The 11,714-nt window shown below is 55.2% G+C and carries 12 protein-coding genes and 1 other annotated feature; of the genes, 10 read left to right on the forward strand and 2 right to left on the reverse strand.

Translation table 11 applies throughout. The features are described 5' to 3' along the window. Window positions 1–1,153 precede the first annotated feature (1,153 nt). Window positions 1,154–1,981, reverse strand: coding sequence for an SDR family oxidoreductase (locus tag ACVWZ0_RS14650; RefSeq protein WP_253460135.1), 828 nt, complete (start codon window positions 1,979–1,981; stop codon window positions 1,154–1,156). A 176-nt stretch (window positions 1,982–2,157) separates the two neighbouring features. Between ACVWZ0_RS14650 and hisL the strand changes: the two genes are divergently transcribed. The 10 genes from hisL to ACVWZ0_RS14700 all read left to right on the forward strand — a co-directional run bounded on the left by hisL (window position 2,158) and on the right by ACVWZ0_RS14700 (window position 9,967). Next, window positions 2,158–2,205, forward strand: a complete 48-nt coding sequence (hisL, locus tag ACVWZ0_RS14655; RefSeq protein WP_100396937.1) for a his operon leader peptide — start codon at window positions 2,158–2,160, stop codon at window positions 2,203–2,205. Then, window positions 2,181–2,302: a sequence feature (His leader region), on the forward strand. It overlaps the preceding gene by 25 nt. 78 nt (window positions 2,303–2,380) lie before the next feature. Further along, window positions 2,381–3,280, forward strand: a complete 900-nt coding sequence (gene hisG / locus ACVWZ0_RS14660) for an ATP phosphoribosyltransferase (protein WP_125288103.1) — start codon at window positions 2,381–2,383, stop codon at window positions 3,278–3,280. Between the two features lie 6 nt (window positions 3,281–3,286). After that, a complete protein-coding gene (hisD, locus tag ACVWZ0_RS14665) occupies window positions 3,287–4,582 on the forward strand; it encodes a histidinol dehydrogenase (RefSeq protein ID WP_253461275.1) in 1,296 nt (431 codons plus the stop codon). Then, window positions 4,579–5,667, forward strand: coding sequence for a histidinol-phosphate transaminase (hisC, locus tag ACVWZ0_RS14670; protein WP_253460132.1), 1,089 nt, complete (start codon window positions 4,579–4,581; stop codon window positions 5,665–5,667). Before hisD ends, hisC begins: the two co-directional genes overlap by 4 nt. Further along, window positions 5,664–6,731: a bifunctional histidinol-phosphatase/imidazoleglycerol-phosphate dehydratase HisB gene (gene hisB, locus ACVWZ0_RS14675; protein WP_253460129.1), complete on the forward strand. Its 1,068-nt coding sequence runs from the start codon at window positions 5,664–5,666 to the stop codon at window positions 6,729–6,731. Before hisC ends, hisB begins: the two co-directional genes overlap by 4 nt. Then, window positions 6,731–7,321, forward strand: a complete 591-nt coding sequence (gene hisH / locus ACVWZ0_RS14680) for an imidazole glycerol phosphate synthase subunit HisH (RefSeq protein WP_253460124.1) — start codon at window positions 6,731–6,733, stop codon at window positions 7,319–7,321. Before hisB ends, hisH begins: the two co-directional genes overlap by 1 nt. Beyond that, window positions 7,322–8,059 carry a 1-(5-phosphoribosyl)-5-[(5-phosphoribosylamino)methylideneamino]imidazole-4-carboxamide isomerase gene (gene hisA, locus ACVWZ0_RS14685; RefSeq protein WP_253460121.1) on the forward strand — a complete coding sequence of 246 codons (738 nt, stop codon included), beginning with the start codon at window positions 7,322–7,324 and terminating at the stop codon, window positions 8,057–8,059. It begins immediately after the preceding gene. Further along, the gene (gene hisF, locus ACVWZ0_RS14690; RefSeq protein ID WP_253460118.1) at window positions 8,041–8,817 is read left to right on the forward strand and encodes an imidazole glycerol phosphate synthase subunit HisF; all 777 of its coding nucleotides are present in this window, start codon (window positions 8,041–8,043) and stop codon (window positions 8,815–8,817) included. Before hisA ends, hisF begins: the two co-directional genes overlap by 19 nt. Next, entirely contained in the window at window positions 8,811–9,422 is a 612-nt protein-coding gene (gene hisIE, locus ACVWZ0_RS14695) for a bifunctional phosphoribosyl-AMP cyclohydrolase/phosphoribosyl-ATP diphosphatase HisIE (protein WP_253460115.1), read from the forward strand. Before hisF ends, hisIE begins: the two co-directional genes overlap by 7 nt. A gap of 65 nt (window positions 9,423–9,487) precedes the next feature. Further along, window positions 9,488–9,967 carry a YbaK/prolyl-tRNA synthetase associated domain-containing protein gene (locus ACVWZ0_RS14700; protein WP_253460112.1) on the forward strand — a complete coding sequence of 160 codons (480 nt, stop codon included), beginning with the start codon at window positions 9,488–9,490 and terminating at the stop codon, window positions 9,965–9,967. Between the two features lie 74 nt (window positions 9,968–10,041). Here the strand turns inward: ACVWZ0_RS14700 and gndA are convergent, their stop codons facing one another. After that, a complete protein-coding gene (gndA, locus tag ACVWZ0_RS14705; protein WP_253460110.1) occupies window positions 10,042–11,448 on the reverse strand; it encodes an NADP-dependent phosphogluconate dehydrogenase in 1,407 nt (468 codons plus the stop codon). Window positions 11,449–11,714: the final 266 nt, after the last annotated feature.

The raw sequence follows: 11,714 nt of genomic DNA on the forward strand, positions 1-11,714 counted from the left end.
TCTTCTGCATTCATTCTTTTTAAAATAACAAGCAGGGCTCTCAGTGTGAATCACGCTACAAAAAAACATAAAATTTTATTACTTCCTTAAATTAAGATACTTAACTAACAATAGTAAAAAAATATCCTATATCTCTGTAACAGTATAGAGCGCACAAGAATATTTCTTGTCTCAGCGAGTCTGTTCAAAATTGTGGGCGTGATGATAAAGGTTATTTGTACCAATAATTATGTAAATTTCAATATTGGCTCCTTTCACAGTGTTGTCGCTATTTTGACTGCTATTTTCATTAATATGTTACTGCCACATTTCTATAGTGGTAACTTAACGACAACTCAGCATATTGCATGTTTTTAGAAAAATCCTTTTTGCTTTATCAAGATTTTGCACGTCTATATTTTTTAGTTATTGCCTACAGCAGTTCAAATAAAGAAACAAAAAATAAAATTGAAGCGTAAATTTATAAAGACAACATTTCGTATGTGGTGTGGGCATAAATTTACTATAAAGATAACAGCTCTGCATGTTTTTAAAAAGATAACTGCATGAAAATAGCTTTTCACTTAAAGTTTACCCCAACGTCGATTAGCTACTCTCTTTTCCTGCCTGACCTAAAAAGTTATCTTATAAAGATAGAATTAATTTTTTACATTTTTACCCACTCTCCTTTAGACATTGGTAAATGTAGTTTATATTTTACCTGATTTGAACCAATTTAATGAAATTTCAGCATATGATGTTGAATATTGTTGTTATTTTTTAACATCTATCCTCATATAAAAATATGGACTAATCTTAACTTAGCGCCCCAATGAATTAATATACTGCCTTACTACTTTAGCTCACTATACTTTTTTATTAATCAGATCATACAAAAAGTCTTTTTATAGCGAAGAGCAATAGAGCAATGGAGTAACAGAGTAACAGAGTAACAGAGTAACAGAGTAACAGAGTAACAGAGTAACAGAGTAACAGAGTAACAGAGTAACAGAGTAACAGAGTAACAGAGTAACAGAGTAACAGAGTAACAGAGTAACAGAGTAACAGAGTAACAGAGTAACAGAGTAACAGAATAATAGAATAATAGAATAATAGAGTAAGTTTACGAAGTTACTTACTCTATTATTACTATAATTCTATAATCAGATTCTTATTAACTAACCGGCATTTTCCCCGGATCTGTATAGCGATAGTAGAAACCCAGTTCCTGACAAATACGCTCGCCGTTGATGATTTTGCCCGTTGCCTCGCCCGCTTCTGCAAGAAACGTCGGCGGCGTCAGCCCCAGCTGACGGGCAACCGCCGGATAAAAATCTTTGCGGGCAGGATGATGCGGCGCGCTCAGGTTATAAGTTCTTCCACCTTCGCCGTTTTCCAGCAGCAGGATAATAGCGGCAACCACATCTTCCAGGTGCACCAGATTAACGCCGTGTGAACCGTCGCCTAAATCGGTTTTACCCGCCAGGAAGCGGCCCGGATGCCGCTGCGGCCCCACCAGGCCGGACAGCCGCAGAATATCTACCGAGGTGCCCGGCAGATTATGTAGCCAGGTTTCCAGCTCTTTCAGCGTTTTACCCGCTACCGTAACCGGCTCAAGCGGGCTGTCTTCATTCATCTCGCCGTTTCCACTGCCGTAAACAGAGGTGGAACTGGTAAAAACAATGCGCGGCACGTTTGCCGCCAGCGCGCTGTCCACGATTTGCTGAACCGCCAGCAGATAATTTTCGCCGCCCTCCGCCGTGCGGCTGGCAGGTAAGGTGATGACCAACGCCTCCACGTCCAGCAGCGCGTCAAGATCGTCGGGATCGCACTCCAGTTCCGGCGTCAGCGTCAGCAGCACGCTTTCCAGCCCGCACATGCGCGCCGCCTCCACGCCGTCAGCCGTGGTTTTGCTGCCGGTGACCTGCCAGCCTCGCGCCGTCATCGCCAGCCCCAGCGGCATACCCAGCCAGCCCAGTCCTACAATCGCCACTTTTTTCATCTTTGTTCCCTGCTTTCTCAACCATGCCCTAAAACTACGCCAGCCTTTCGTCAACAACAATCGGTTAAGCCTTTTTATCTGTCATCAATGATAAAAAAGTGTTGCGCCCGACATTTGTCCTGAGTTAGGTTATTGGTCACGAAATGAATAATCATTCAACCCTATTTGAGAAGACTATGACACGCGTTCAGTTCAACCACCATCATCACCATCATCCTGACTAGTCTTTCAGGCGATGTGTGCTGGGAGACATTCAGATCTTCCAGCGGTGCAGAACGCAAAAAAAGCCCCCGGAAGATCGCCTTCCGGGGGCTTTTTTTATGGGCGCAGGCCCGGGCCTGAAAGGACGAACGACGCTGGCAGTTAAATCGAGCAGACAGGAAAAGAGGATAAGCACCGATGTTAGATAACAAACGTTTACGCATAGCTATGCAGAAATCAGGCCGTTTAAGCGATGAATCACGCGAACTGCTGGCCCGCTGCGGCATCAAAATTAATCTGCAACAGCAGCGCCTGATCGCTTTCGCCGAGAACATGCCGATCGATATCCTGCGCGTGCGTGATGACGATATTCCGGGGCTGGTAATGGATGGCGTTGTCGATTTAGGCATTATCGGCGAAAACGTGCTGGAAGAAGAGCTGCTGACCCGCCGCGCGCAGGGCGAGGATCCTCGTTATGCCCTGCTGCGCCGTCTTGATTTCGGCGGCTGCCGCCTGTCGCTGGCGATGTCGGTTGATGATGAATATACCGGCCCGCAGTGTTTGCAAAATGCCCGTATCGCCACCTCTTATCCTCACCTGCTGAAAAAGTATCTCGACAAACAGGGCGTCGCTTTTAAATCCTGCCTGCTGAACGGCTCCGTCGAAGTGGCACCTCGCGCCGGCCTGGCCGACGCCATTTGCGACCTGGTTTCCACCGGCGCGACGCTGGAAGCCAACGGCCTGCGCGAAGTCGAAGTTATTTACCGCTCTAAAGCCTGTCTGATCCAGCGCGACGGCGAAATGCCTGCCGCCAAGCAGGAGCTAATCGACAAGCTGATGACCCGCATTCAGGGCGTTATCCAGGCACGTGAATCCAAGTACATCATGCTGCACGCGCCGAGCGAACGTCTGGAAGATATCATCGCTCTGCTGCCGGGCGCGGAGCGTCCAACCGTTCTGCCGCTGGCGGGCGACAAGAGCCGCGTCGCCATGCACATGGTGAGCAGCGAAACGCTGTTCTGGGAAACGATGGAGAAACTGAAAGCGCTGGGCGCCAGCTCCATCCTTGTGCTGCCTATTGAGAAGATGATGGAGTAAGCGATGATGACCCCGATTGACTGGCAGGCGTGTAGCACCGAAGAACAGCAGATGCTGCTGACTCGTCCGGCTATCTCCGCTTCTGAAAACATTACCGCCAGCGTGCGCGCTATCCTGGAAAAGGTAAAAGCGGAAGGCGACGAGGCGTTGCGCTACTACAGCGCCGCTTTTGACAAAACTGAAGTTGAGGCGCTGCGCGTCACCAGCGAAGAGATAGAGGCGGCGTCAGCGCGGCTTGGCGATGAGGTCAAACAGGCGATGGCGGTGGCAGTCGCCAATATCGATAAATTTCACCAGGCACAAAAGCTGCCGGAAGTGGATATTGAAACCCAGCCCGGCGTGCGCTGTCAGCAGATCACCCGCCCCGTGGCGTCCGTCGGCCTCTATATTCCCGGCGGCTCCGCCCCGCTCTTCTCTACCGTGCTGATGCTGGCGACTCCCGCCCGCATTGCCGGCTGCAAGCGCGTGGTGCTCTGCTCGCCGCCGCCGATCGCCGATGAGATTTTATATGCCGCTAAGCTGTGTGGCGTGCAGGAGGTGTTTCAGGTCGGCGGCGCACAGGCTATCGCCGCCATGGCGCTGGGCACCGCATCCGTGCCGAAGGTCGATAAAATCTTCGGGCCGGGCAACGCCTGGGTGACCGAAGCGAAACGTCAGGTCAGCCAGCGTCTTGACGGCGCGGCGATCGACATGCCTGCCGGCCCTTCCGAGGTGCTGGTGATTGCGGATGGTGCAGCCACACCGGATTTTGTCGCCTCCGATCTGCTTTCTCAGGCGGAGCACGGCCCCGATTCGCAGGTGATCCTGCTGACGCCCGATCGCCAGATGGCCGAAGCGGTCGCCGACGCGGTAGAAAAGCAGCTGGCCAGCCTGCCGCGCGCCGAAACGGCTCGTCAGGCGCTGGCCGCCAGCCGCCTGATCGTGGCGAAAGATTTGGCGCAGTGCGTTGAAATCAGCAACCGCTACGGGCCGGAACACCTGATTATCCAGACGCGCCAGGCGCGCGATCTGGTTGCAGACATCACCAGCGCCGGTTCCGTGTTTCTGGGCGACTGGTCGCCGGAATCCGCCGGTGATTACGCCTCCGGCACCAATCACGTGCTGCCGACCTATGGCTTTACGGCGACCTGTTCAAGCCTGGGACTGGCCGATTTCCAGAAGCGGATGACGGTGCAGGAGCTGACGCCGCAGGGCTTTTTAAATCTGGCGCCGACCATTGAAACCCTGGCCGCCGCCGAGCAGCTGACCGCCCACAAAAACGCCGTGACGCTGCGCGTTGCCGCGCTGAAGGAGAAGCAATGAGCAAGATTGAAGATCTCGCCCGCGCCAACGTGCGCCAGCTGACGCCCTATCAGTCCGCTCGTCGTCTTGGCGGCAACGGCGATGTCTGGCTCAACGCCAATGAGTATCCGCTGGCGGTGCCGTTCGACCTCCGTCAGCAGACGCTGAACCGCTATCCCGAGTGCCAGCCGAAAGCCGTAATTGAGCGCTATGCGGCCTATGCGGGTTTGTCGCCGGAGCAGGTGCTGGTCAGCCGTGGCGCGGACGAAGGCATCGAGCTGCTGATGCGCGCATTTTGCGAGCCGGGCAAAGACGCCGTGCTGTTCTGTCCGCCGACCTACGGCATGTACAGCGTCAGCGCCGAAACGCTGGGCGTGGAATACCGCACCGTGCCCGCGCAGGAGGGCTGGCAGCTTAACCTGTCCGCCATTGCTGAAAAACTTGACGGCGTGAAGCTGGTTTACGTGTGCAGCCCAAACAATCCTACCGGCAACCTGGTGAAGCCGGAGGCCATCCGCCAGCTGCTGGAGATGACGCGCGGCAAGGCGCTGGTGATAGCAGACGAAGCCTATATAGAGTTCTGCCCGACGGCGACGCTGACCGGCTGGCTGAAGGAATATCCGCACCTGGTGATCCTGCGTACGCTCTCCAAGGCGTTTGCGCTGGCCGGACTGCGCTGCGGCTTTACGCTGGCCAACGCCGAAGTTATTGCGCTGCTATTAAAAGTTATCGCGCCTTACCCGCTTGCCACGCCGGTAGCCGATATCGCTGCCCAGGCGCTGAGCGAACAGGGCGTCGCCCTGATGAAGGAGCACGTCGACGAGCTGCTGGCGACGCGTGACAAGCTGATTAGCGATCTGCGCGACTGCCGCTGCGTGGAAAAAGTTTTCCCCAGCGAGACCAACTACGTGCTGGCCCGCTTCACTGACTCCGCGCTGGTCTTTAAAACCTTGTGGGATCAGGGCATTATTCTGCGTGACCAGAACAAACAGCCGGGACTGGCGGGCTGCCTGCGCATCTCCGTCGGCACGGCTGAAGAGTGTGACCGCGTTATCTCCGCGCTGCAAAAGTTATCCGGCGCGTCCGCATCCATGGAGCAAGCATGAGCCAGAAAGTTCTTTTTATCGATCGCGACGGAACGATTATCGCCGAACCGCCGGAAGATTATCAGGTTGACCGCATGGAGAAGCTGGCCTTTGAGCCGGACGTGATCCCTGCCCTGCTGGCGCTGCAAAATGCCGGTTATCGACTGGTGATGATCACCAATCAGGACGGGCTGGGTACCGCCAGCTTCCCGCAGGCGGATTTTGACGGCCCGCACCAGCTGATGATGCAGGTTTTAAGCTCGCAGGGCATCCGCTTTGATGACGTGCTGATCTGTCCGCATCTGCCGGAAGACGGCTGCGACTGCCGTAAACCGAAAACCAAACTGGTCACGGCATGGCTGGCGGAAGGCGTGCTGGATACCGCTAACAGCTATGTTATCGGCGATCGCACCACCGACCTGCAGCTGGCAAGTAATATGGGCATTCAGGGGCTGCACTACTCTAAGGAAGGCCTTAACTGGCAGGGTATTCAGCAACAGCTGACCAAACGCGATCGTCACGCGCTGGTGAACCGCAACACCAAAGAGACACAGATTAAAGTAGAGGTCTGGCTGGATCGCGAAGGCAACAGCCAGTTCAATACCGGCGTGGGCTTCTTTGACCATATGCTGGATCAGATCGCCACCCACGGCGGCTTCCGCATGAATATTGAGGTGAAAGGCGATCTCTATATCGACGATCACCACACGGTGGAAGACACCGGCCTGGCGCTGGGCGAGGCGCTGCTGAAAGCGCTGGGCGACAAGCGCGGCATCGGCCGCTTCGGCTTTGTGCTGCCGATGGACGAGTGCCTGGCGCGCTGCGCGCTCGATATCTCCGGCCGTCCGCACCTGGAATATAAAGCCGAGTTCAGCTATCAGCGCGTGGGCGATCTCAGCACCGAGATGGTGGAACACTTCTTCCGCTCGCTTTCCTATACCATGGCCAGCACGCTGCACCTGAAAACCAAAGGCAAGAACGATCACCACCGCGTGGAGAGCCTGTTTAAAGCCTTTGGCCGCACGCTGCGCCAGGCGATCCGCGTGGAAGGCAATACCCTGCCCAGCTCGAAAGGAGTGCTGTAATGAACGTGGTGATCCTGGATACCGGCTGCGCCAACCTTTCCTCCGTTAAATGGGCGATCCAGCGCCTGGGCTATGAGCCAGTGGTCAGCCGTGAGGCCGACGTCGTGCTACAGGCCGACAAGCTGCTGCTGCCGGGCGTCGGTACGGCGCAGGCGGCGATGGATCAGCTGCGCGAGCGCGAGCTGATCGAGCTGATTAAAGCCTGTACCCAGCCGGTGCTGGGGATCTGCCTGGGGATGCAGCTGCTTGGCTCGCACAGCGAGGAGAGCAACGGCGTCACCACGCTGGGGATTATCGATCAAGCGGTTGAGCAGATGAACGACTGCGGGCTGCCGCTGCCGCATATGGGCTGGAACCAGATTACCGCTCAGGCGGGCAACCATCTGTTTCGCGGCATTCCCGACGGCGCGTACTTCTATTTTGTGCACAGCTACGCTATGCCGGTAAATGCCTGCACCATCGCGCAGTGCAACTACGGCGAGCCTTTTACCGCCGCGGTGCAGAAAGATAACTTCTTCGGCGTCCAGTTCCATCCGGAACGTTCCGGCGCGGCTGGCGCGCAGCTGCTGAAAAACTTCCTGGAGATGTAAGTGATTATTCCCGCATTGGATTTAATTGAAGGAAAAGTGGTGCGGCTGCATCAGGGTGATTACGGTCAGCAGCGCGACTACGGCAGCGATCCCCTGCCGCGCCTGCAGGAATACGAGGCTCAGGGCGCCCAGGTACTGCACCTGGTCGATTTGACCGGCGCGAAAGATCCGGCGGCGCGGCAGATCCCGCTGCTGAAAACCCTGCTGGCGGGCGTCGGCGTGCCGGTACAGGTTGGCGGCGGCATCCGCACGCGGGAAGATGTGGAGGCGCTGCTGGAGGCGGGCGCCACGCGCGTGGTGGTTGGCTCTACGGCGGTAAAAAACCCCGAAGAAGTGCAGCGCTGGTTTAAGCAGTACGGCGCGGAGGCGATCGTGCTGGCGCTGGATGTGCGTATCGACGCGGCTAACCGCAAAGAAGTAGCGATCAGCGGCTGGCAGGAAGCGGCTGGCGTGACGCTGGAAGAAGTTATCGAACAGTTTCGGCCTTATGGCCTGAAACATGTGCTTTGTACCGATATCTCCCGCGACGGCACGCTCGGCGGCTCTAACGTGGCGCTGTATCGTGAAGTCTCGGCCCGCTATCCGCAAATCGCCTTTCAATCTTCCGGCGGCATCGGCTCGCTGGAGGATATTCGTGCCCTGCGCGGCTGTGGCGCTGCGGGCGTGATTGTCGGCCGTGCTCTGCTGGAAGGTAAATTCAACGTATCGGAGGCGATAACATGCTGGCAAAACGGATAATCCCCTGCCTGGACGTGCGTGACGGCCAGGTGGTCAAAGGCGTGCAGTTCCGCAATCATGAGATCATCGGCGATATCGTGCCGCTGGCGCAGCGCTACGCGCAGGAAGGCGCGGACGAGCTGGTATTTTACGATATTACCGCCTCTTCGGCCGGTCGCGTGGTGGATAAAAGCTGGGTAGCTCGCGTAGCGGAAGTGATCGATATTCCTTTTTGCGTGGCGGGCGGCATTAAATCGGCGGAAGACGCGGCGCAAATTCTCTCTTTCGGCGCGGACAAAATCTCGATTAACTCACCGGCGCTGGCCGATCCTGAGCTGATCACGCGGCTGGCGGATCGCTTCGGCGTACAGTGCATCGTGGTCGGGATTGATACCTGGTACGACAGCGAAAGCGGCAAATACCATGTGAATCAGTATACCGGCGACGAAGCGCGTACGCAGGTCACGACGTGGGAAACGCTGGACTGGGTACAGGAGGTGCAGAAGCGCGGCGCGGGCGAAATCGTGCTGAATATGATGAACCAGGACGGCGTGCGTAACGGCTACGATCTGACCCAGCTGCAAAAAGTCCGCGAAGTCTGCAAGGTGCCATTAATTGCTTCCGGCGGCGCGGGCACCATGGAGCATTTCCTTGAGGCTTTCCGCGACGCCAACGTCGATGGCGCGCTGGCAGCCAGCGTATTCCATAAGCAAATCATTAATATTGGCGAGCTGAAGGCTTTTCTGCTCGACCAGGGTGTGGAGATCCGCGCGTGTTAACAGAACAACAGCTTGCCCAACTTGACTGGGCAAAAACCGACGGCATGATGCCGGCTATCGTGCAGCACGCCGTCTCCGGCGAAGTATTGATGCACGGCTATATGAATCAGGAAGCGCTGACGAAAACGCTGGAGACCGGTAAAGTGACCTTCTGGTCGCGTACCAAACAGCGTTTGTGGACCAAGGGCGAAACCTCGGCGCATTTTCTTAACGTCGTCAGCATCACGCCTGACTGCGATAACGATACGCTGCTGCTGCTGGTCAACCCGGTTGGCCCAACCTGCCATCGCGGCACCAGCAGCTGCTTCTCGCCTGCCGCCGCCGACTGGGCTTTCCTGTATCAGCTGGAACAGCTGCTGGCCGAACGCAAGCACGCCGATCCGGCCAGTTCCTATACTGCCAGCCTGTACGCCAGCGGCACCAAGCGCATCGCACAGAAGGTCGGTGAAGAAGGCGTGGAAACCGCGCTGGCGGCCACCGTTAACGATCGCAATGAGCTGACTAACGAGGCTTCCGACCTGGTGTATCACCTGCTGGTGCTGCTTCAGGATCAGGATCTTAATCTGAGTGCGGTAATCGAAAACCTGCGCCAGCGGCATAAGTAACCAAGCCGGGGTATAGCAACAAATAGCAAGGTCGGGAAACCGGCCTTTTTTATTAAGGGAGCAAGATGAGCACGTTTGACAAGTTAATCACTCTGCTGGACGGCCAGCAGGCACGTTATAAGATCATGACGCATGAGCCGACCGGCAAATGTGAAGAGGTCGCGGCCATCCGCGGAACTGCGGTTGGTCAGGGTGCCAAGGCGCTGGTGTGCCATGTCAAAGGCAACGGCGTTAAGCAATATGTTCTGGCGGTATTACCTGCCGACCAGCAGGCCGATTTAAGCAAGGTGGCAAAAGCGGTCGGTGGCCTGCGCGCCTCGCTGGCCAGCCCGGCGGAAGTTGACCGGCTGACCGGCTGCGTGTTTGGTGCGATCCCGCCCTTCAGCTTTCATGATGAGCTGAAAGTCGTCGTCGATCCTACGCTGTGCGAGCGTAACAGCGAGATTGCGTTTAACGCCGGACTGCTGGAGAAATCAGTGGTGCTGAACGCGCAGGATTATCAGCGTATCGCGCCGTCGCTCCCGGCTGATATTTTAAAAGCATAGCGGCAACGGGCAAAAAAAAACCCCACCGCAGAGCGTGGGGTTTTACTTTATGCTGTTTCAGCCTGCGGAGAAACTTAATCCAGCCACTCGGTGTGGAACACACCTTCTTTATCGGTACGCTTGTAGGTATGCGCGCCGAAGTAGTCACGCTGCGCCTGGATCAGGTTCGCTGGCAGCACCGCTGAACGGTAGCTGTCGTAGTAAGCGATAGCGGCGGAGAAGGTTGGCGTTGGGATACCGTTCTGTACGGCATAGGCCACAACGTCACGCAGCGCCTGCTGGTATTCGTCCGCGATGTTCTTGAAGTACGGTGCCAGCAGCAGGTTAGCAATGTCGGCGTTATCCGCATAGGCATCGGTAATTTTCTGCAGGAACTGTGCGCGGATGATGCAGCCAGCGCGGAAGATTTTAGCAATCTCGCCGTAGTTCAGATCCCAGTTGTTTTCGGTGGAAGCCGCTTTCAGCTGAGAGAAGCCCTGTGCGTAGGAAACGATTTTGCCCAGGTAAAGCGCGCGGCGCACTTTCTCAACGAACTCTGCTTTATCGCCGGAAACGGTCTGCACGGTCGGGCCGCTCAGAACTTTGGAAGCGGCAACGCGCTGAGTTTTCAGTGAGGAGAGGTAGCGTGCGAATACGGATTCGGTGATCAGCGACAGCGGCTCGCCCAGATCCAGAGAGCTCTGGCTGGTCCATTTACCGGTGCCTTTGTTGGCCGCTTCATCCAGAATCACATCAACCAGGTAGTTACCCTCTTCGTCTTTCTTGGTGAAGATGTCTTTGGTGATGTCGATCAGGTAGCTGCTCAGCTCGCCTTCGTTCCATTCGCTGAAGGTCTTAGCCAGATCTTCGTTGCTCAGGTTCAGGGCGTTTTTCAGCAGCGAGTAGGCTTCTGCAATCAGCTGCATGTCGCCGTATTCGATACCGTTGTGCACCATTTTCACATAGTGACCAGCGCCGTCCGGGCCGATGTAGGCAACACAGGCTTCGCCTTCGGCACGCGCGGCAATTTTATCCAGGATCGGTGCAACCAGCTCGTAAGCTTCTTTCTGGCCGCCAGGCATGATGGATGGGCCTTTCAGTGCGCCCTCTTCACCGCCGGAAACGCCGGTACCGATAAAGTTGAAGCCCTGCTCAGACAGCTCGCGGTTGCGGCGAATGGTGTCTTTATAGAAAGTGTTGCCGCCGTCGATCAGGATATCGCCTTTATCGAGGTGTGGCGTCAGAGAAGCGATAGTTTTGTCAGTCGCTTCGCCTGCCTGCACCATCAGCAGAATACGACGAGGTTTCTCAAGGGATTCAACAAACTCTTCGATGGTGTAGTAAGGCGCCAGCTTTTTGCCTTCGTTCTCGGCGATGACTTCGTCAGTCTTTTCGCGAGAGCGGTTAAAGATGGATACGGTATAGCCGCGGCTTTCGATGTTAAGAGCCAGGTTACGACCCATTACCGCCATACCTACAACGCCGATCTGTTGCTTGGACATTACATACTCCTGTCATGTAAAAACAATGGCTTGCATCGCCCTCGTTTTAGTGCTTGAACTGTCTCTCTACCTTAGAGATTATCCATTCTATTGTACATAGCAAAATTAACATTCAAAGCTATCACAGCTATTACTCTTTTCAGATTAATGCTTAAGTAATAACCATATATAAAGCATGTCAATGAATAAAAAACAGTCATTAATAGTAACCGCGACAGCATTATTTACACTCTGAAATAAAAAGCCCCCGCGATGCGGGGGCCCAG

It is taken from the genome of Erwinia sp. TECH1 (assembly GCF_054057575.1).

What these genes read in the sequence shown, in the direction of transcription:
- ACVWZ0_RS14700 (WP_253460112.1), top strand. Translation starts at nt 9,488, where the DNA reads ATGAGCACGTTTGACAAGTTAATCACTCTGCTGGACGGCCAGCAGGCA.
- hisD (WP_253461275.1), top strand. Translation starts at nt 3,287, where the DNA reads ATGACCCCGATTGACTGGCAGGCGTGTAGCACCGAAGAACAGCAGATG.
- hisB (WP_253460129.1), top strand. Translation starts at nt 5,664, where the DNA reads ATGAGCCAGAAAGTTCTTTTTATCGATCGCGACGGAACGATTATCGCC.
- ACVWZ0_RS14650 (WP_253460135.1), bottom strand. Translation starts at nt 1,981, where the DNA reads ATGAAAAAAGTGGCGATTGTAGGACTGGGCTGGCTGGGTATGCCGCTG.
- gndA (WP_253460110.1), bottom strand. Translation starts at nt 11,448, where the DNA reads ATGTCCAAGCAACAGATCGGCGTTGTAGGTATGGCGGTAATGGGTCGT.
- hisG (WP_125288103.1), top strand. Translation starts at nt 2,381, where the DNA reads ATGTTAGATAACAAACGTTTACGCATAGCTATGCAGAAATCAGGCCGT.
- hisC (WP_253460132.1), top strand. Translation starts at nt 4,579, where the DNA reads ATGAGCAAGATTGAAGATCTCGCCCGCGCCAACGTGCGCCAGCTGACG.
- hisF (WP_253460118.1), top strand. Translation starts at nt 8,041, where the DNA reads ATGCTGGCAAAACGGATAATCCCCTGCCTGGACGTGCGTGACGGCCAG.
- hisH (WP_253460124.1), top strand. Translation starts at nt 6,731, where the DNA reads ATGAACGTGGTGATCCTGGATACCGGCTGCGCCAACCTTTCCTCCGTT.